Source organism: Kineococcus endophyticus (assembly GCF_040796495.1).
In the GTDB taxonomy this organism is placed as follows: Bacteria; Actinomycetota; Actinomycetes; order Actinomycetales; family Kineococcaceae; genus Kineococcus; species Kineococcus endophyticus.
In genome coordinates this window covers 70,237-89,127 of the sequence record NZ_JBFNQN010000010.1, presented here as the reverse complement: position 1 = coordinate 89,127, position 18,891 = coordinate 70,237, and the positions used below count along the sequence as shown (strand labels likewise).

General features: G+C 73.2%; 16 protein-coding genes. 5 read left to right on the top strand and 11 right to left on the bottom strand.

What is annotated here, in order from left to right; all coding sequences use genetic code 11:
• Positions 1 to 22 precede the first annotated feature (22 nt).
• Positions 23 to 1,120: a Gfo/Idh/MocA family protein gene (locus tag AB1207_RS15180; protein ID WP_367639221.1), complete on the bottom strand. Its 1,098-nt coding sequence runs from the start codon at positions 1,118 to 1,120 to the stop codon at positions 23 to 25.
• The gene (locus AB1207_RS15175) at positions 1,117 to 1,857 is read right to left on the bottom strand and encodes a sugar phosphate isomerase/epimerase family protein (RefSeq protein ID WP_367639220.1); all 741 of its coding nucleotides are present in this window, start codon (positions 1,855 to 1,857) and stop codon (positions 1,117 to 1,119) included. Before AB1207_RS15175 ends, AB1207_RS15180 begins: the two co-directional genes overlap by 4 nt.
• Before the next feature lie 190 nt (positions 1,858 to 2,047).
• Between AB1207_RS15175 and AB1207_RS15170 the strand changes: the two genes are divergently transcribed.
• Positions 2,048 to 3,889: a bifunctional diguanylate cyclase/phosphodiesterase gene (locus AB1207_RS15170; RefSeq protein ID WP_367639219.1), complete on the top strand. Its 1,842-nt coding sequence runs from the start codon at positions 2,048 to 2,050 to the stop codon at positions 3,887 to 3,889.
• A 3-nt stretch (positions 3,890 to 3,892) separates the two neighbouring features.
• On the opposite strand, the gene AB1207_RS15165 is transcribed toward AB1207_RS15170, so the two are convergent.
• Entirely contained in the window at positions 3,893 to 5,353 is a 1,461-nt protein-coding gene (locus AB1207_RS15165; RefSeq protein ID WP_367639217.1) for an HNH endonuclease signature motif containing protein, read from the bottom strand.
• 720 nt (positions 5,354 to 6,073) lie between these two features.
• Here AB1207_RS15165 and AB1207_RS15160 point away from each other — a divergent pair.
• Positions 6,074 to 6,406 (top strand): hypothetical protein, encoded by a 333-nt coding sequence (locus tag AB1207_RS15160; protein ID WP_367639216.1) that lies wholly within the window; start codon positions 6,074 to 6,076, stop codon positions 6,404 to 6,406.
• Positions 6,407 to 6,579: 173 nt separating this feature from the next.
• On the opposite strand, the gene AB1207_RS15155 is transcribed toward AB1207_RS15160, so the two are convergent.
• Genes AB1207_RS15155 through AB1207_RS15145 form a run of 3 tightly spaced genes read right to left on the bottom strand, consistent with a single transcriptional unit; the run spans position 6,580 to position 8,481 of the window.
• The gene (locus tag AB1207_RS15155; RefSeq protein WP_367639215.1) at positions 6,580 to 7,161 is read right to left on the bottom strand and encodes a histidine phosphatase family protein; all 582 of its coding nucleotides are present in this window, start codon (positions 7,159 to 7,161) and stop codon (positions 6,580 to 6,582) included.
• Between the two features lie 4 nt (positions 7,162 to 7,165).
• A complete protein-coding gene (locus tag AB1207_RS15150) occupies positions 7,166 to 7,810 on the bottom strand; it encodes a CbiQ family ECF transporter T component (RefSeq protein WP_367639214.1) in 645 nt (214 codons plus the stop codon).
• On the bottom strand, positions 7,807 to 8,481 hold the full coding sequence (locus tag AB1207_RS15145) for an energy-coupling factor ABC transporter ATP-binding protein (protein WP_367639213.1): 675 nt from the start codon (positions 8,479 to 8,481) through the stop codon (positions 7,807 to 7,809). The genes AB1207_RS15150 and AB1207_RS15145 overlap by 4 nt, the downstream gene beginning before the upstream one ends.
• A 41-nt stretch (positions 8,482 to 8,522) precedes the next feature.
• Between AB1207_RS15145 and AB1207_RS15140 the strand changes: the two genes are divergently transcribed.
• Positions 8,523 to 9,470 (top strand): LLM class flavin-dependent oxidoreductase, encoded by a 948-nt coding sequence (locus AB1207_RS15140; protein WP_367639212.1) that lies wholly within the window; start codon positions 8,523 to 8,525, stop codon positions 9,468 to 9,470.
• Here the strand turns inward: AB1207_RS15140 and AB1207_RS15135 are convergent.
• The 5 genes from AB1207_RS15135 to AB1207_RS15115 all read right to left on the bottom strand — a co-directional run bounded on the left by AB1207_RS15135 (position 9,460) and on the right by AB1207_RS15115 (position 15,699).
• Positions 9,460 to 10,776, bottom strand: coding sequence for an alpha-L-fucosidase (locus tag AB1207_RS15135; protein ID WP_437178951.1), 1,317 nt, complete (start codon positions 10,774 to 10,776; stop codon positions 9,460 to 9,462). The genes AB1207_RS15140 and AB1207_RS15135 overlap by 11 nt on opposite strands.
• Complete coding sequence (locus AB1207_RS15130) at positions 10,773 to 11,681, bottom strand: carbohydrate ABC transporter permease (RefSeq protein WP_367639211.1); 909 nt, start codon at positions 11,679 to 11,681, stop codon at positions 10,773 to 10,775. Before AB1207_RS15130 ends, AB1207_RS15135 begins: the two co-directional genes overlap by 4 nt.
• Positions 11,678 to 12,610 (bottom strand): carbohydrate ABC transporter permease, encoded by a 933-nt coding sequence (locus AB1207_RS15125; RefSeq protein WP_367639210.1) that lies wholly within the window; start codon positions 12,608 to 12,610, stop codon positions 11,678 to 11,680. Before AB1207_RS15125 ends, AB1207_RS15130 begins: the two co-directional genes overlap by 4 nt.
• A complete protein-coding gene (locus tag AB1207_RS15120) occupies positions 12,607 to 13,890 on the bottom strand; it encodes an extracellular solute-binding protein (RefSeq protein ID WP_367639209.1) in 1,284 nt (427 codons plus the stop codon). The genes AB1207_RS15125 and AB1207_RS15120 overlap by 4 nt, the downstream gene beginning before the upstream one ends.
• 78 nt (positions 13,891 to 13,968) lie before the next feature.
• Positions 13,969 to 15,699: a beta-N-acetylhexosaminidase gene (locus AB1207_RS15115; protein ID WP_367639208.1), complete on the bottom strand. Its 1,731-nt coding sequence runs from the start codon at positions 15,697 to 15,699 to the stop codon at positions 13,969 to 13,971.
• 154 nt (positions 15,700 to 15,853) lie between these two features.
• Between AB1207_RS15115 and AB1207_RS15110 the strand changes: the two genes are divergently transcribed.
• Both AB1207_RS15110 and AB1207_RS15105 read left to right on the top strand, forming a co-directional pair.
• Positions 15,854 to 17,023: an ROK family transcriptional regulator gene (locus AB1207_RS15110; protein WP_367639207.1), complete on the top strand. Its 1,170-nt coding sequence runs from the start codon at positions 15,854 to 15,856 to the stop codon at positions 17,021 to 17,023.
• Between the two features lie 66 nt (positions 17,024 to 17,089).
• The gene (locus tag AB1207_RS15105; protein ID WP_367639206.1) at positions 17,090 to 18,883 is read left to right on the top strand and encodes a family 20 glycosylhydrolase; all 1,794 of its coding nucleotides are present in this window, start codon (positions 17,090 to 17,092) and stop codon (positions 18,881 to 18,883) included.
• Positions 18,884 to 18,891 lie beyond the last annotated feature (8 nt).

Below are 18,891 nucleotides of genomic sequence, written 5' to 3'. Positions count from 1 at the left end.
CCCCACGGCGGCGGAGGGAGCCTCAGAGCGTCGCGGCGCTCGGGTCCCAGTCCTCCGGCAGCGGGGCCACCGGGGCCACCGTCGAGGCGATCTCGACGGCCGTGCCGCTCGCGGCCGCGTCACGGACGGCGAGCAGGACGTCGAGCACGTGGGCGGCCACGGCGCCGGACGCGCGTTCGGTCCCCCCGGTGCGGATGGCCCGGGCCAGGTCCAGGACGCCCGATCCCCGCCCGAAGGTGGAACCGACGGCCGGCAGCGTCGTGGGCTCGTCCTGCCCGAGGCGCCACAGGGTCGAGTCGCCCTCGAACGTGTTGGGGTCCGGCAGCACGATCGTGCCCTCGGTGCCGTTGATCTCGACGAACCCGTTGCGCGGCAGCGCGTGCTGGAACGAGAACGTGGACTGCGCGGACTGCCCGCCGTCGAACTCGATGAGCGCCGCGTGGTGGGTGGGCACCTCGACGGGGAAGGTCTCCCCCGCCCGCGGGCCCGAGGCGATGGTGCGGGTGGCCGCCGACCGCGACGCGACGGCCTGCACACGGCTCGCGGAACCGAACGCGTGGACGAGCGTCGTCACGTAGTACGGGCCCATGTCGAACAGCGGTCCGGCACCGTGGGCGAACAGGAAGTCCGGGTTCGGGTGCCACGCCTCCGGACCCGGCACGTGGAACATCGTGGTGGCGGTGAGCGGCTGACCGATGTCACCGCGGACGATGGCCCGCAGGGCGCTCTGGATGCCCGCGCCGAGCACCGTGTCCGGAGCGCAGGCGACGCGCAGGCCGAGCCGTTCGGCGTCGGCGAGCAGGGCCTTGCCGGACTCCGCGTCCAGGGCGAGGGGTTTCTCGCTCCACACGTGCTTGCCCGCCGCCAGGACCTGCCGCCCGACCTCGGCGTGCGCCGCCGGGATCGTGAGGTTGACGACGATCTCGACGTCGTCGCGGGCCAGGAGCTCCTCGACCGTTCCCGACGCCTGGACGCCGAAGGCCTCGGCCTGCGCCGCAGCGCGGTCCAGGGCGATGTCCGCCACGAACCGGACCTCGACGTCGGCGAACTTCGTGAGGTTCTCCAGGTACTGCGTGGAGATGTTCCCGGCGCCGATGACGCCGACCCCGGCGCGGCTCACGCGTCGTTCTCCGACAGCCACTGCAGGGAGGCGGCGATGCCCTCGAACACGTCGCCCGAGTAGGCGTCGAACTCGATGACGCGCAGGGCGTCCGGGGCGGCCGCGAGGATCCCGGGGACGTCGATCTCGCCGCGGCCCGCGGGCTGCTGCAGCGAGGTGTCGGTGCTGCGCGCGCCGTCCTTGACGTGCAGGAACTTCACGCGGTCACCCAGGGAGCGCAGCAGCGCGGGGGTGTCGGCGCCACCGACCGAGGCCCAGAAGGTGTCGACCTCCAGGACGACGCCGGGTTCGAGCTGCTCGGCGAACAGTTCGAGGACCGGGCGGCCGTCGACGGTGTTCAACAGCTCCCAGTGGTGGTTGTGGTAGCCGAAGTCGAGGACGTACTCGTGCGCGAGGGCGCTGAGCTCGTTGACCCGCTCGGCGATCCGCTGCACGTCGTCGGCCGTCTGCCAGCGCTCCGAGGGCACGAACGGGTCGATCACCGTGGTGATGCCCAGGGTGTTGGCCGCCTCGAAGACCTCCCGCGGGTTCTCCGCGTCGATGACCGGCGCGTGGCCGGAGGGGGCCGTGACCCCGGCGGCGGCGAACGCGTCCTTGTATTCGGCGGTGCGGGTGTGGAACGCGTAGGGCTCCACCTGCGTGAGGCCGATCTCGGCCAGCCGCGCCACGGCGGCGGACAGGTCCTGCTGGACCGCGTCGCGCACCGAGTACAGCTGCACGGAGGGTTTCCGGGACACCTCGAGACTCCTTCGTTCCGTGGACGGGTGGGCCGGTGACCGGCCCGGGCCGATGCTACACCGGAACCTTCCAGTGGAAGGTATTCGTCCGACGAGCCCGCAGCCGCCGTCCGCGCTAGGTTGCCCGTGCCCGGACGCCGGGCGCGCTCGACCGACACGGGCGGTGGATCCGTCCCGACGGGAGCGGCCGTTGCACCCAGACCCGTCCGACCCCCACTCCGAGCACCACGACGCGGCCCTCCTCGCCGCCGTGGCGGGGCTGGCCGACACCGCGGCCGCCGACGCCGCCACCGACGACCTCCTGCGCCGCCTCGTGGAGGTGGCCGTCGAGCACCTCGGCGTGGACGGCGCGGGTGTCGTGGCGGCGGGGACGGCGGGCCCGGGCGACCTGCGGCTGGTCCACGTGAGCACCGGTGGTCCCGAGGCCCCCGAGCGCCTCCAGGAGCAGCTCGCCGAGGGGCCCTGTCAGGACGCCGCGCTGTTCGGCGTGGACGTCGTGGTCGACGACCTCCTCGACCCCGTGCAGACGGCCTGGCCGTCGTACGTCGACTCGGCGCTCGCCGCGGGGTGGCGGTCGGTCGTCGCGGTGCCCCTGCTGAGCGGTGGCCGGCTCGGCGGGGTCCTGGACGTCTACCGCCGGGTCCCGGGGACGTGGCGGGCGCGCGAGCTGCACTGGGTCCGGGTCCTGGGGCACCTCGCGGCGTCGTACCTGGCGCTGGCCGCGGACCGGGACGAGGCGCGGCGGGCACGGGAGGACCTCGAGCACGCGAGCACGCACGACGCGCTGACGGGTCTGCCGAACCGGGTCCTGCTCTTCGACCGGCTCGACCAGGCCCTGTCCTCGGCACGACGCCGCGGACGCGGCGTCGCCGTCCTCTTCGTCGACCTCGACCGGTTCAAGGCCGTCAACGACACCTTCGGGCACGCCGCCGGGGACAGGGTCCTGGCCGCCGTGGCGGCGCGGATGCGCGCCGAACTGCGCGACGGGGACACGCTCGCGCGGTTGTCGGGCGACGAGTTCGTCGTCGTGTGCGACGACCTGCCCGCCACGGACGACGAGGGCCGGCAGCGGGACGTCGACGCGGTCCAGGCCCGGCTGCGTCGTGCGCTCGCTCCCCCGGTCCGCCTCGGGGACGTCGACGTCGTCGTCTCCGCCAGCACGGGAGTCGCGCACAGCGGTCCCGGCAGCACGGCCGAGGAACTGCTCTCCGAGGCCGACGCCGCGATGTACCGCGCCAAGCACCCCGCCGGGCAGGCGACCGGGACCGGCGGTTCCCTGCGCGACCTCGAGCGTCAGCTCACGCGAGCCCTGCCCGAGGGCAGGCTGCGGCTGCACCACCAGCCGATCACCGACGCCACCGGGACCGTCCGTGCCGTCGAGGCACTGCTGCGCTGGCAGCACCCCACGCGCGGCCTGCTGCCGGCGGCGGAGTTCGTCGACCTCGCCGAGCACTGCGGGATGGTCGTGGCGTTCGGCCGGTGGGTCGCACAGGAGGCGTGCGCGCACCTGGCGCGGTGGCGTTCGGCGCACGGTCCCGCCGCGCCGGAGACCGTCTACGTCAACCTCAGCGCCCGCGAACTGGCCGATCCCGAACTCGGCCGGGTGCTGCAGGACGCCCTGGAGCGCAACGGACTCGAACCGGGCGACCTCGGACTGGAACTGCTCGAGAGCAGTTTCATCGATCCGCTCGTCCTGCCTGCCCTGCACGAACTGCAGCGCCGGGGCCACCCGCTGTCCATCGACGACTTCGGGACGGGGTACTCCTCGCTGGCCCGGCTCGTCGACCTGCCCGTGCGGATGGCGAAGGTCGACAAGTCCCTCGTCGCCGGGATCGCCTCCGACCCGCGGCGCCGGGCCCTGCTCGACGCGGTCGTCACGGTCGCCGTCGGGCTCGACGTCGAGGTGGTCGCCGAGGGGGTCGAGAGCGCCGAGCAGGCCGAGGCCCTGCTGGCCGCCGGCTGCGACTACCTCCAGGGCTTCCACTGCGGCGCACCGGGTCCCGCCGACGAGATCGACCTGCGCCTGCGCTGACCGTCACGCCGCAGCGCGGTCGGGTGGGTCGTCGCGCTGGAGGGTCGCCGACAGTTCCCGGGCTCGGGCCAGGAGGCCGGGGTGGTCGTTCCGCGTCCAGGGTCCGGGGTCGGCGAGCCGGCCGAGGTGGCGGTGCAGGGTCCGGGTTTCGGGTAGCCCGTCCTCGGCGAACCTTGCTTCGAGCCGTCCGGCGTGCAGGGCGCGGTGGTGCCGGCCGCAGAGCAGGATGAGGTTCTCGATGCTGGTGGGTCCGCCGTCGGCCCAGTGGACGACGTGGTGGTAGTGGCAGGCCCACGCCGGTGCGCCGCAGCCGGGGGCGGTGCAGCCGCGGTCGCGTTCGGCGACCAGGAGGCGTTGGGCCGGGGTGGCGTGCCGGTGCTGGGTGTGCAGGGAGCGGGGCCGGCCGAGGCGGTCCAGGACCGCGACGGACAGGTCGGCGTCGCAGGTGGCGGCACGCAGAGTGGCGTCGCTGACGGGGCCGTGCCCGTCGACGCTGGCTGTTCCCACGTTCACGGTGCCGTCGTGGTCGAGGGTGGCGCGCAGGACGACGGTCGCCTTGTGGGCCACGACGGGGTCGAGGTCGCTGGCGGGGTGGTGGGCGCCGGTGGTGACGAGGCCGTCGTGGCGGCGTTGCATGGTGGAGCGGGTGTCGGGTTCTGCGCTGTCGGCCCCGTTCGTGGGGTTGGGGCGGGAGGCGGCGTCGACGGCGGCGCGGACGATGACGGCGGCGTGCTCGTCGAGGTCGACGGTCATGCGCAGCATCCCGTGGTGGCGGGTGAAGGTGAGGGCGCGGCGGCTGGTGGTGTCCGGTTCGAGGTCGCGGTAGCCGCGGTCGACGCGGTCGGGGTCCAGGCGGGTGAGGAGCTCGTCGAGGACGTGGGTGGAGGTGGCCAGGGGTTGGGTGGCGGTGACGGTGGCGAGGAACCCGTCGAGCAGGTCTGAGCGGCGTTTGGTGGTCCAGACCCGTTCACCGGAAGCCATCTCGACTTCCACGTCGACGGTGCCGCGGCGCACGGTGGTGGGGATGGAGCGCAGGGCGGTGACGGCGGAGTGGACGTGGGCCAGGGTGGTGTTCCCGGCGGTGAGTTGCGCGCCGAGGCGGGCGAGGGAACCGCGGTCGCCGCGTAGACCGCCGATGCGTCCGTCCCAGCCTCCATCCTCGAGTGTGTCGGGGTCGGTGTGGCGGGCGGCGGCGACGTCCTTGCGGGCGTGGGTGCGGGACAGGTTGACCGGGTGGGTGGCGAGCAGGTCGGTGACGGTGCCGTCGGTGGTGTGGTCCAGGGCGGCGCGCAGGAGGCGGAGTTTGGCGGCGTCGAGGCGGTTGCCGAGGGCGTACGCGGACCTCACGGCGTGGTCGACGTCGTCGCGGTCGAGGGTTCCGGTCGGCAGGGTGAGCAGGTCGTCCAGGGCGGAACTCAGGCGCGTGAGGGCGTCCTGGGCTGCGTGCTGGGCGGTGGGGGTCACGTGTTCCAGGGTAGTCGAACACCGCCTGAGAAACTAGGCCTTCGCTGATGTGAATCCATGTGCAGCAATGGTTTGCAGATCGACATGGCGAAACCCACCGATCCCCGCCTGACTGCTGCAACGACACCGATACCGCTGGAACACGCCTGAGGGCCCCAGAGGCTTGCTGCTCCCGCAGCGACAGCGGCGAGGCAGCAGGAGGAGAACGAGACCGCACCCGCCGCCCACCAGCGCGGGGCGATGATCGTGAGCGTGCGACGTCACCAGCTCACCGCAGTGGTTCCGCTGGTCGCCGTCGAGAAACCGCTGTTGGTCCCAGTCCTGTCGCTGAGCCCGTGCACCACTGGGGAGTTCGACCCCCCAGGAGTGGGCGGCAAGGTCTCGGCGACCATTCCACCGTCACGCGACGCCCCGAGCCTGTGCCTGTGCCGTACAGACCCGGTGGAGGTCATCAGCAGCCGCTGCGGCTCGGGACTCGTGTCATGCAGGCTCGACGGCGTGGACGGACCGCCCGCTGGACGAAACCTCACACGCCGGCTGAGAACTGTCGTGCGCAACCTGGTGAACAGTGGTCCGCCCGCGGCCGAGGGCACGTCTTCCCGCTCTCGAGAGCCCGGTCCACCGCTGGGAGTGGCTGAGGTGAGTGCAGGACGACGGCTTCGTGAGGACCTACCCACAACCGCCGACACCGTCTACTTGCGACGACTGGAGGCACGCACGATGGCTCGGTCCCTGAGCTTCCTCTGGGTACTGCCCGCGGTGCTGCTCAGCGCCGTGGTCGGGTACGTCCTCCTCCTCTTCTCCTTGTTCGGAGTGGCGGCCTTGGGAGGCCACCTGAGGTGGGTCAGCTGGGCACTCATCCTCGGCATCCCCGGCGCTCTGCTGACCTCGATGTGTCTGGTCGGCTTCCTCACGGGCCGGGTGAGCGCCTACTGGCTGGCTGGAGTGCGGGTGCTGCGACCGGTACCGGCGTGGGCCATCGGCCTGTTGGCAACACTCAGCGCGGCGAGTGCGGCCACCGCACTGGCCGCTGCTTCCCTCCGGCTGCTGTGAAGGTCGACGAACGCCCGCGGCGCGACTTCCACCGGAGTACTGGTGCGTCACGGGCCGAAGTGCGGACACGGACGTCATCTCGCGGCGACGGACCCGACGAGCTAGGGCCTCCACCCACAGGGAGGTGTCCCGGGTCGGGGTTCCAGCCAGCCGGGAAACTGTCGCCCGCGACCTCAGATCCGGCGCCACCCGTGCGCGACCTCCCACGTCGCGGTGTCGACGGAGTACCAGCTCCCCTGCCCCGGCTGGTCGTGGCGCCGGTCGATCGGAACTCCCCGCAGGGCGCACTGCAGCAGCGTTCCCACACCACCGTGGGTGGAGACCACCACGACGTCGTCCGCCCGGGCGTCGGCAACCAGCAGCGCTCGCGCCACGACCCCGTCCACCGCGCGGACGATGCGCTGCTGGGCGGCGGCCGCGGTCTCCCACCCGCGCACGCTGCGTCCCGGTTCGGCGAAGAAGGCGTCGGCCAGCGCCTCGAACTCCTCGGGCGGGACGAAACCGGTGGCGCTGCGGTCATTCTCCCCCAACTGCGCGTCGACGTGCACCGGGCACCCGCTGACCTCGGCCACCGCCTGCGCCGTCTGCAGCGCCTTGCGCTCGGTGCTGGACGCCACGAGAACCGCCGAACGCGCCCACGGCAACCGCAGCAGGCGCTGGAGCCGGTCGCACCCGGCTGCGGACAGGCCCCACTGCGGCACGGGGACCGTCGGGTCGACCTGCACCTCCGGGTGGGAGACGACGAGGAGCCTCATCCGGTCAGTCGAGTCCCCGTGCGGCGAGCGCCTCGCCCACCTGCTCGGCGTGGGCGACGGCCCGCACGACCGTGGGCACCAGCAACGCCCGCGGGCTGGCCCCCAGCCCCCGCGCGGCCGCAGCCTCCCGCGACTCGGCGAGCAGCCGACCCACGACGGGGACGCTCGTCAGCGTCAGCGAGAACGCCAACCCGGCCCGTTCGGGGTCGACGCCGACGCGTCGCAGCGGCTCCAGCGCCCGGACGACGGTGTCCAGCAGGTCGGGGACGGGTGTGGTGGCGGTGACGAGGGTCGCCGACCACAGGCAGGCCAGGAGGCCGCCGACGACCACCGCGGCCTCCCAGGGGCCCTGCAGCCAGGTCTGGACCACGGCGAGCGCCACGAGCACCCAGGCCGTCCGGCGCACCTGCCCGCGCAGCAGCCCGCGGCGCAACCGGCAACCCCGGGCGAGGACGACGCAGCCGGCGAGCAGACCCGCCAGCCACGCGGCGGCCGTCGGCGGCGTGGCGAGCGAGCGGACGAGGCCCACCACCGTCCCCACGACGACGAGGGCGAGGAGCTTCGTGCGCGGGGTGGCCCGGTGCAGGAGGGACGTCCCCGGTTCGGCGGTCCCGAGCAGGGGCGGGGGCCCGGTGAGGCCGCGCCTCACGCCCACGCCCGGTAGGCGGCGACGACCTCGGGCGCCGGCCCGTCGGCGTGCACGCGGCCGTCGGCGATCCACAGCGCGCGGTCGGCCCGGACGGCGAGGTCGAGGTCGTGGGTGGCGACGACGACCTGGTCCACGTGGGCCGGCGGGTTCCGCAGCACGTCCCCGACCCGGCGTCCCGTCCGCAGGTCCAGGAGGGTCGTGGGTTCGTCGGCCAGCACGACGCGGGGGCGGGTCGCGAGCACGGTCGTCAGGGCCAGCAGCTGGCGCTGCCCGGAGGAGACGTCGCGCACGGACCGGTCCGCGAGACCGCCGAGACCGGCCGCGGCCAGCAGTTCCCGGGCGCGCGCGTCCCGGTCGCGCACGTCCGTGCGGCGCAACGACAACGCCACATCCTCCACGGCCGTCGGCATGACGAGCTGCGCGTCCGGATCGGTGAAGACGAAACCCACCCGTCGCCGCAGCGCCCGCAGGTCGCGCTCGGGGTCCAGCCCGTCGACGAGCACCCGGCCCGCGGACGGCAGCACCAGCCCGTCGAGCAGACGCAGGAGGGTGGACTTCCCGGACCCGTTCGGGCCCACCAGGACCGTGAACCGCTCGGTCACCTCCAGGTCCAGCGGGTGGAGCACCACGTGGTCCTGGGCGTCGACCCGGACACCCTCGAGGCGGATCACCTCGGCCCGCCGGTCACACCGGGGAATGTAGCGTGCAGCGGGTGAGCACCGGAGTCGTCCTCCCCCGCGACCTGCCCGCCGCCGACGTCCTGCCCTTCGCCCGGCGCGCCGACGCGCTCGGCGCCGGCAGCCTCTGGGTCATCGAGGACCTCGGCTTCCGCGGCGGGTTCGCCCAGGCCGCCGCCGTCCTGGCCGTCACCGAACGGGTCCACGTCGGGCTGGGCATCGCGCCCGCCGCCGCGCGCAACCCCGTCTTCACCGCGATGGAGGCCGCGACGCTGGCCGAGCAGTTCCCCGGCCGGTTCACGCTGGGCCTCGGCCACGGCGTGCCCGGCTGGATGCGGCAGGTCGGCGCCTGGGGACGCAGCCCGCTCACGTCCTTCGGCGAGCACGTCGAGGCTGTCCGCCGCCTCCTGCACGGCGAGACCGTGACGCTGCTGGGCGACTACGTCCACCTCGACGGCGTCCGGCTCGAGGCTCCCCCGGCCACGCCGCCCCTCGTCGTGTCCGGCGTGCGCGGCCCGAAGTCGCTGGCGCTGTCGGGTCGTCAGGCCGACGGCACGCTGCTCGCCGAGCCCGTGACCGCCGCGTACGCGCGGGCGGCGCGCGAGCAGATCGGCGCGGGCCCGGAGCACCGGCTCATCGGGTACGAGCTGGCCGCCGTCGACGACGACCCGGTCCGCGCCCGCGACGCCGTCCGGCCCGGTCTCGTGTGGGTCGGGACCCCCGACGCCGCCGCGCACACCGCGCCGTCCCCCTACGCCGCCGACCTGCAGGCGCTGCGCGACCGCACGCCGGACGTCGACGAGTTCGTCCGGCTGCTGCCGGACGAGTGGGTGGACGACCTGACCCTGGCCGGCCCGGCCGAGGCGGTGCGCACCCGCATCGCCGACCTGCGCGCGGCCGGGCTCGACGAGGTGGTCCTGTTCCCCACCGGCGACGACCGCCTCGCCGCCCTGGACTCGCTGGCCGCGGTCTTCACCGCCTGAGGAAGACCTCCAGGACGGGCACGAGGACGTCCGGCCGCACCACGGGGAGTTCGAACGTGGTCGTGCCGGCGGGCAGCCCGCCCATCCCGGTGCCGTAGGCCCGCACGGACGGGTCCGCCTCGGTGAACTGCACCTCCGAGGCGTCGTTCAGCAGCTGCGCGTACTCGACGCGGCCGGCGAGCCCCGTGACGTGCAGGTGCCGCAGCGGCCAGGCGAACAGGTGCACGTAGAGCCGGTCCCCGCGCTGGGTGAGGCGGGCGTCCGCGGTCGTGGCGATCCCCGGCTCGGCCGCCCCGGTCCCGTGCACGGCCCGCGCGTGCAGCTCCATCCAGTCCGCGATGGTGTCCAGCGTCCTGGCCGCCGACGGGGCGAACCGGCCCCGCGCGTCCGGGCCGACGTTGAGCAGCAGGTTCCCACCCTTGGACACGCCGTCCACCAGCATGCGCACCAGCAGGTCCGGCGACTTCTCCCGCAGTTCGTCGCGGTGGTACCCCCAGCTGCCGTTCAGGGTCTGGCACGCCTCCCACGGCACCGGCCGCCCCTGCACGGTCATGGGTTCGACCGGTTGGTACTGCTCAGGGGTCACGAGGTCGCCGGGGACGTCGAGCCGGTCGTTGACGACGATCCCGGGCTGCAGCTCCCGGACGGTCGCCAGGAGTTCCTCGCTCCCCCACTCCTCCTTGCCCTTCCCGTTCCACACGCCGGGCTTGTGGTCGTCGTCGGCGTAGGAGAAGTCGAAGAACAGGTAGGAGATGCGCCCGTACCGCGTCAGGAGCTCGCGCACCTGCCCGTGCAGGTACTCCCGGTAGCGCGCCATGTCGCGCCCCTCGTTGAGCGCCGCGACGTCGGGGGCGTTCCGCTGCGGGTGCACGCTGTCGACGACGAAGTCCTCGTGGTGCCAGTCCAGCAGCGAGTAGTAGAACCCCACCTCCAGGCCCTCGGCCCGGAACGCCTCGACGAAGGGCCCCACGAGGTCCCGTCCGTGCGGCGTGCTCGCGACCGAGTAGTCGGTGAGGGCCGAGTCCCACAGGCAGAACCCGTCGTGGTGCTTGACGGTCAGCACGGCGTAGCGCATGCCCGCCGCCCGCGCCCGGCGTGCCCACTCCCGCGGGTCGTAGAGGTCGGGGTCGAAGTGGCGCAGGTACCGCTCGTACTGCTCGCTCGTCATCTCCTCGTAGTTCTTCACCCACTCGTGCCGGGCGGCGGACGCGTACACGCCCCAGTGGACGAACAACCCGAACCGGGCGTCGGTGAACCACGCGGGGACGGTGGCGTCGGCGTTGGCGCCGCTGGCCAGGCCGCTCACCCCTTCACCGCCCCGGCCACGAGACCCTTGGCCATGCGGCCCTGGACGATGAGGAAGACGACGACCACGGGCAGCGCGACGAGCGTGGAACCGGCCATGATCGCGCCCCAGTCGGTGGCCTCGTTGGCGACGTTGAACCGCGCCAGCCACAGCGGCAGGGTGGCCGAGGAGTTGTCCTTCATGACGACGAGGGCGAGGGTGTACTCGTTCCACGACGCCAGCAGCGCGAAGATGCCCGACGCGACGAGCCCGGGGGCCAGCAGCGGCAGCGTGATGCGCAGGAACGCGCCCGGCCGGGAGCAGCCGTCGATCATCGCGGCCTCCTCCAGGTCCGCCGGGACGCCGTCGACGAAACCCTTGAGCATCCAGATGGTGATGGGCACCGAGTGCCCGGCGTAGAGCAGCCCCAGGCCGAGGACGCTGTTGATGAGGCCCCAGCTGTCGAGCATCCGGTACTGGGAGATGAAGAGCGCCTCGGCCGGGATCATCTGGATCACCAGGACCGTGATGACCATCGACGTCCGGCCGCGGAAGCGGAACCGGGTGAGGGCGACGGCCGCGAAGAACGCGCTGAACAGCGCGACGGCGACGGCGATGACGGTGACGGTCGCACTGACGCGCAACGCCGACCAGAACGTGGCGTCGGACAGGATCCGGCTGTAGTTCCCGAGCTCGGCCGGCGAGGGCCAGAAGTGCGGGTCCCCGGACAGGTCGGCGCTGGACTGCAGGCTCGAGTTCACCATCCAGTAGATGGGGAACACCCACAGGACGGCGACGAGCACCGCGACGACCTGCAGGACGACCCGGCGCACGCGCTGGGACCGGCTGCGCACGACGCGTCCGGGCGCGGTGGCGGACAGCCGCCCGACGGGGGCGACGGGCGCAGCTGCGGCGGGGGCGCTCACGCGGTGGCCCCCTGCCGGACGAGCGAGCGGACGTACCCGGCCGTCAGCGCGAGGGTGATGACGAGCATGACCATGGCGACCGCCGATCCCATCCCGTAGTTCCCCTGTCCCAGACCGATCTGGTACACGTACGTGCCCAGCAGGTTGGACTCCTCGGCCACGCCGCCCGCGTCCTGCAGCACCGAGATCTGCGTGAAGACCCGGATGTCCCAGATGATCTGCAGCAGCCCCACGAGCATGAGCACCGGCGCGACGCCCGGCACCGTGACGTAGCGGAACCGCTGCCAGCCCGACGCGCCGTCGAGCTCCGCGGCCTCGAGCACCTCGGGGTCCAGCTGGGTCAGGGACGCGTAGACCATGAAGACCACGAGCGGCACCGACATCCAGATGACGATGACACCGGCGATGACGAGCAGCGTCGTGCCCTGCAGCAGCCACGCGTACCGGTCGAACTGGTCCAGGCCGGAGCGGACCAGGACCCAGTTGACGAGGCCGTTGCGGGTGTTGAACAGCCACTGCCACACGGTGAGGGAGGACAGCACCGGGATGGCCCAGGCCAGCAGCATGGCGCTCTGCAGCACGACCCGGACGGCCGGGACGAGGCGCGTCATCATGACGGCGAAGGCCACGCCGAGGAGCATCGTCAGCGCCGCGCAGACCGCGCAGAACACGATGGAACGCGCGAGGACGACCCAGAACACGCTGTCGGAGAAGACCGCCGCGTAGTTGCGCAGGCCGACGAACTCCGGCGGCTGCCCGAACTGCTGACGCAGGCCGAACTCCTGGAAGGACATGACCAGCTGGCGCACCAGCGGGTAGCCCTGGGACAGCAGGACCACCGCGAGGGCCGGCAGGCCGAGCAGCAACGGGGTGAGCCACTGCGGGCGGCGCCCCGTCCGCCGCCCGGTCGTCGCGCTGACGGTGCTCACGCGTTGAGGAGGCTCTCGACCTTGGCGTCGGTGTCCTGGGCGATCTGCTCGGAGCTCGCGCCCTGGGCCAGCTTGGTGAAGGCGTCCCGGATGACGTCGTTGTTCTCCACCACGCCCCAGCCCTCCGACTTCGGCGTCGCGACGGCGTTCTGGACGGCCTTGACCTCGACAGCGCCCAGCTCGGTCGCCTCCAGCGGCCCGGCGTAGGAGCTGTTGCCCGGGACCCAGCCGCCCTCGGAGGCGAAGGGCTCCATGAAGCCGGACTGGAAGACGAGCTTCAGCAGCTCCTTCGCGGCCTCCTGCTTGCGCGACATGGCGGGGATGCCGATGTTGGACCCCCCGGCGAACACCTTGCCCACCGATCCCGGCTCCTCCCCCGGGAAGGCGAAGAACCCGGTGTCGGGCGCCAGCGCGGGGTCGACCTTGGGGAACTGGTTGTTGAGGGCGATGAACATGCCGGCCTCGCGGCGGTTGTAGGGCGCCGAGGGGTCGCGGGCCTCCTCCAGCGTCGCGGTCGCCGACACCGTGCAGGCGTTGGCGTACAGGTTCTTCAGGTCGTCCAGGCCGGCGATCCCGTCCGGCGTCGTGAGGTCGCCCTCCCACTTCCCGCCCTTCTCGACGGCGAACTTGGCCCCGCGGGTGAAGATCCAGGCCGCGCTCACGCCGTAGTCCTTGGCCGGCAGGAAGATGCCGGAGAAGTTCGCGACGCCTTCGGGGTTGGCGTTCTTGAGGGCCACGACCGCCTCGTTGAAGGCGTCGAGGGTGGTGGGCACGGCGATGCCGGCCTGCTCCAGCAGGGACTTGCGGTAGTAGACGAGCCGCGCACCGGCGTAGAAGGGGGCGGCGTAGAGCTTGCCCTCGAAGCTGCCGGCGTCCACCAGGCTCGCCAGTAGGTCCTTGCCGCCGAGCTCCTCCTGCAGGTCGCTGATGTCGCTGAGCGCCCCCGCGGACGTGAACGTGAGGACCTGGGAGTTCCCGAACTCCACCAGGTCGGGGGTCTGGTCGGCGCTGGACAGCGTCGTCTGCAGCTTGGTGACGATGCCCGTCCAGTCCTGGATCTCGACGGTGAGCTTGGCGCCGCCGTTGGCGTCGGCCCACTGCTTCACGAGCCAGTCGACCGACGTCTGCGGCACGGAGTCGCGCATGAGCCAGATCGTCAGGTCCTTGCTGTCGGACTGGCCGCCGCCGGAGGACTCGCTGGAGCCCCCGCAGGCGGACAGGGCGGCGGCGCCGGCCAGGGCGGCGCCGGCGGCGAGGGTGGTCCTACGGGTGAGTTGCACGGCAACGCCTTCCTGACGAGGGGCTGGTGGGTGGGGTGCCTCAGTGCACCACCCGCGACCAGCGGGTGGCAAGAGTGTTCACAAACTCGAAACGCGCGGTTCCGGCACGGTGTCCGGCTGCTGGTCCGACTGCTGTTCCGGCTGGTCGTCCGACGAGAGCAGGACGTGCGGTGGCGCCTCGGCTTCGAGGCCCCACCACGTGTCGCTCTGCCCCTGGTGCGGACCGTCGAGGCCGCGGAACCCCACGTGCGAGGCGGTCAGCCGCTCGAGGTGGTGCTCCAGGCGCGGGAGGAACTCCTCGAAGGTGTCGGGGGCTCCGTTCCAGGCCCTCTCGGCGAACGCGCAGGTGCGCGGGAAGAGCAGGTACTCGGCCTTCTCCCGGCTGTCCGCGAACTCCGTCCAGAGGCACACCTGGGCCCCCAGCACGCGGTCGTGCTCGGGCCAGGCGTACTCGTAGGTGTCCCGCAGTTCCGTGAGGTAGGGACCGAAGATCCTCGGCCCCAGCGGTTCCCGCGGGTCACGCGACTGCTTGTAGTCGAGGTAGAGCTTCCCCTGGGTCGCGACGACGACGTCGTGCCCCTGGGCCAGCGCCGCCCGGGCCTCGTCCTCCGAGCGCCAGGCCACGACCGCCGCGTCCTGCGGGAGGTCGGCGGCGAGGACCTCGTCCCAGCCCAGCAGGACGCGCCCACGCGAGGCGAGGTGGTCGCGCAGCCGGCGGGTGAACCAGTGCTGCAGGGCGTCCTCGTCGGGAAGTCCCCGCTCGCGCAGGAGTTCCTGGACGCGCGGGGAGTCCCGCCACTGGGTCCGCGGGCACTCGTCCCCGCCGATGTGGACGTACCGGCTGGGGAACAGCTCGACGACCTCGTCGAGGATCGTCTCCACGGCTGCGACGGTCGCGTCCTCGAGGTTGAGCACGTCGTGCGACCGGGCCCAGCGGGTGAGGACCTCCGTCTGGACGCCCGTCACCCCCCACTCCGGGTACGCGGCGACGGCGGCCAGCACGTGGCCCGGGACGTCGATCTCGGGCACCACCGTGATCCCGCGGTCGCCCGCGTAGCGCACGATGTCGCGCACGTCGTCCTTGGTGAGGAAACCCCCGTCGGGGCGGCCGTCGAAGGTGTCGGAGAAGCGGTACCCCACGAGGGTCTCGCGCCGCCAGGCCCCCACCTCGGTCAGCCGGGGGAACGCGTCGACCTGCAGGCGCCAGCCCTGGTCGTCCGTGAGGTGCAGGTGCAGGACGTTCAGCTTGTGCAGCGCCAGCTGGTCGATGAGGTCGTACGTCCAGGCGACCCCGTGGAAGTGCCGCGAGACGTCGAGCATGAGGCCCCGCCAGGCGTGCCGGGGCGCGTCGAGCAGGTCCACCGGAGGAGCGACGGCCGGTCCACGGCCGGCCCGCCGGAAGACGTGCGGGGGGAGCAGTTGCCGCAGGGTCTGCAGGGCGTGACCCGCACCCGTGGCCGTCGTGGCGAGGACCTCGACGGTGCCCCGTCCCACCCGCAACCCGTACCCCTCCGACAGCTGGGAGGAAGGGCCGCAGGCCTGCAGCAACCCCGGGACCTCGTCCACGCGGCGGACCGTCACGAGGGCCCCCTCCCCCGCGTCGGGCTCCGCTCCCGCCTGCGGTTCCCGCAGGGTGAACACCGCGCCCGTCCCGGCTTCCAGCGGACGCAGGACGGCGAGCAGGGCCGGCCACCACGCCCGCGGGGCGAGGACGTCGCCCCCGGCGCCGAGGTCGGCCCCGGGGCCCTGCGGGGCCGCACCGGACCAGCGGGGGGCGGGGACGAGACCGGTGGGGTGGTCGGCTGGCACGGGGACCTCCAGCGGCGGGTTCAGCCGGGTCGACGGTGACGGGCGGAACGCGCACGACGGTTTGTGAGTCGTGCTGCGCTTTCGTGACAGTAGCGCCGTGCCGCGTCCACCGGAAGACTCCCGCGGGGATTTGTCAGTCTGGTATCACTACTGCGTGAGCGAGCCGGCCACCACCAGCGACGCCAGGCCACCCCAGTGGCGACGGGCGATGGTCTCCGGACGCCTGCGCGCGACGGTCGTGCCCGCGCAGGCCCGGGCCCACAACCGCGCCGTCCTGCTGAGCCTGCTGTTCCACGACGGGCCCGCCTCCCGCGCGGACCTGGCGCGCTCGACCGGCCTGACGCGCGTGACCGTCTCCGAGATCGTCGGCGACCTCCTCGCCGAGGGACTCGTCGCCGAACTCGGCCTGCGCCCCGAGGGGCGCGTCGGCAAACCGGCGATGATGGTGGGGTTGCGGACCACCGAGCACTTCGTCCTCGCGGTCGACCTGCAGTCCCAACCGACGGCCCGGGCGGCCGTCCTCGACCTCGGCGGTGCGGTCGTGCACGAGGAGACGACCGACCTCGGCGGCCGCACCGGACGGGCGGCGCTCGAGACCGTCGCGGACCTCGCGGCCCGCGTCCTGCACGACTCCGGTCGGCCGGTGGTGGGGGCGGGCGTGGCCTCTCCCGGCGTGGTGGACGCCCACGGCGTCGTCCGCGACTCCGCCAACCTCGACTGGAACGAGGTCCACCTCGCCGAGCACCTCGGCACCCGGCTCGGGACCGGCGTGCACGTCGCCAACGACGCCGACGCGGCCGCCCTGGCGGAGTTCACCTACGCCGACGCCTCGACCTCGGGTTTCCTCCTCGTCGCGATCGGCCGCGGCGTCGGTGCCGGGCTCGTGCTCGACGGGAACCTCGTGCGCGGGCACGGCCTGGCGGCCGGTGAGATCGGCCACCTGACCGTGAACCCCCGGGGGCCGCAGTGCAGCTGCGGCCGCCGCGGTTGCCTCGAGACGTACCTGGGCCTGCCGCACCTGCAGTCGGCCGTCGAGGGCCGGACGGCCTCGGGCCGGCGCTCGGCGCTGCGGGACGCGGGGCGCCGGCTCGGCGCCGTGCTGGCCCCCGTCGTCGCCGCCCTGAACCTCGAGGAGGTGCTGCTCACCGGGCCGCCGGAACTCCTCGACGGCCCGCTCCTGGAGGCGACGCGCGAGTTCGTGGCGAGCGCGTGCCTGCCGGCCACGAGCGGGACGGTCGACCTGCGGATGGCCCGGCTCGGCGAGGCCGGGATCCTGCAGGGCGCCGCCGCCCTCGTCCTCTCGGGCGAGTTCGGTTTCGGCTGAGGGTTCCTCTGGGACCCCGAACTCCCTAGACTCGGGGAAACCCCCTCGAACCCAGGAGAACTCCTCGTGCCCGTCACCCCGTTCCCCCGTCCGCAGTCGATGACGAGCACGACGGGCACCGGGCCCGCCGCGGACGCTCCCCTGCGCGTCGTGCTGGACCCGGCGACGCCCGCACAGGGGTACCGGTTGCAGACCTCCCCCGAGGGCACGACGATCGCGCACTCGGACGCGGCGGGGTTGCGGTACGCGCTGGCGACCCTGGACCAGCTCCGCGCGGACCGGGAGTTCTCCACCACCTCCTACGACATCAGCGACCACCCCGACTTCCCGGTGCGGGGTTTCATGCTCGACGTCAGCCGCGACCGCGTCCCCACCCGGCGGACGCTGGCGCGCTGGGTCGACGTGCTGGTGCTGGCCCGGATCAACACCCTCGAGCTCTACACCGAGCACACCTACGCGTTCAGCGGTGAGCAGGAGGTGTGGCAGGACGCCTCGCCGTTGACGGCGCAGGACCTGCAGTGGCTCGACGCGCTCTGCGCCTCCCGGGGCGTGGACCTCGTCTGCAACCAGAACACCCTGGGCCACATGGAGCGGTTCCTCAAGCACCCCCGGCACGCGCAGCGCGCCGAGAACGAGGACGGCTTCGAGATGCGCGAGGTGCACCGGCCGCCGAGCACCCTGGAACCCACCCCGGAGAACGCGGCCTTCGTCCAGGGCCTGCTCGAGGACGTCACCCCGAACTTCCGCACGAAGCGCCTCAACGTCGGCGCCGACGAGCCGTTCGAGCTGGGCACGGGCAAGAGCGCCGGCCGGGCCGAGGAGGTCGGCCTCGGGACGGTGTACTGGGACTACGTGACGAGCGTGCTGCAGCCGTGGCTGGACCGCGGGTACGCGGTGGAGTTCTGGGCCGACGTCTTCGGCGACCACCCCGAACTCATGGACAAGGTCCCGGCGGGAGCCGTCCCGGTGGTCTGGCAGTACGACTCCCCGCAGCTGCTGCAGGAGGTCGTCGACGCGGCCTCCCCCGGGCAGGTGCAGGAGTGGGAGTCCCTCGGGGTCGACGTCACCGCGCTGCGCGACGGGTTCCGGGACCGCGCGAAGCTGCTGCTGGACGCGGGCATCCCGTTCTGGGTGGCGCCGGGCGCCAGCAACTGGAACTCCCTGCTGGGCCGGTGGGACAACGCCGTCGGCAACATGCTGGACGCGGCCGAGGTCGGGCTCGCCCACTCCGCGCAGGGCTACCTCAACACGTCCTGGGGCGACCACGGGCACTGGGACCCGCCGTCGGTGGCCTTCGGTCCCGTCCTGTTCGGGGGCGCGGTGTCCTGGTCGCTGGAGGGGAACCGCGACGTCGACGTCGCGGCCGTCCTGTCCGACGCGCTGCTGCTGGACCCGCACGGCGTCGTCGGCGACGTCCTCGTGCGCGCGGGGAAGGTCTGCGCACAGCTCGGCGCTCCCCTGCTCAACGCCTCCCCCCTGTGCCTCGTGCTGCGCGAACCGGACCAGCTCAAGCCGTGGGCCGTGCCCGCCCCCGCGGCCCTCGCCGACGTGCAGGCCGAGCTGCTGTCGTGCGTGCAGGACCTCCGGTCGGCCGAGCCGGCCGCCGCGGACGGCGACGTCGTCGTGCGCGAGGTGACGTGGGCGCTGCAGCTGGCGGAGTTCGCCGTCCGCGTCTTCCAGGCCCGTGGCCAGGACGGGGCGTTCGACGCCGTCCGCGCCCCGCGGCTGCTCACCGAGCTCGAGGGCCTCCTCGAGGAGCACCGGGCCTGCTGGGCGCTGCGGTCCCGCCCGGGCGGCCTGCCCGAGAGCCTGGCCGCCTTCGCCCCGCTGCGGCACGCCTTGCTGCGGGCCGTGGGCTGACGGCCGCG

What these genes read in the sequence shown, in the direction of transcription:
- AB1207_RS15160 (WP_367639216.1), top strand. Translation starts at nt 6,074, where the DNA reads ATGGCTCGGTCCCTGAGCTTCCTCTGGGTACTGCCCGCGGTGCTGCTC.
- AB1207_RS15155 (WP_367639215.1), bottom strand. Translation starts at nt 7,161, where the DNA reads ATGAGGCTCCTCGTCGTCTCCCACCCGGAGGTGCAGGTCGACCCGACG.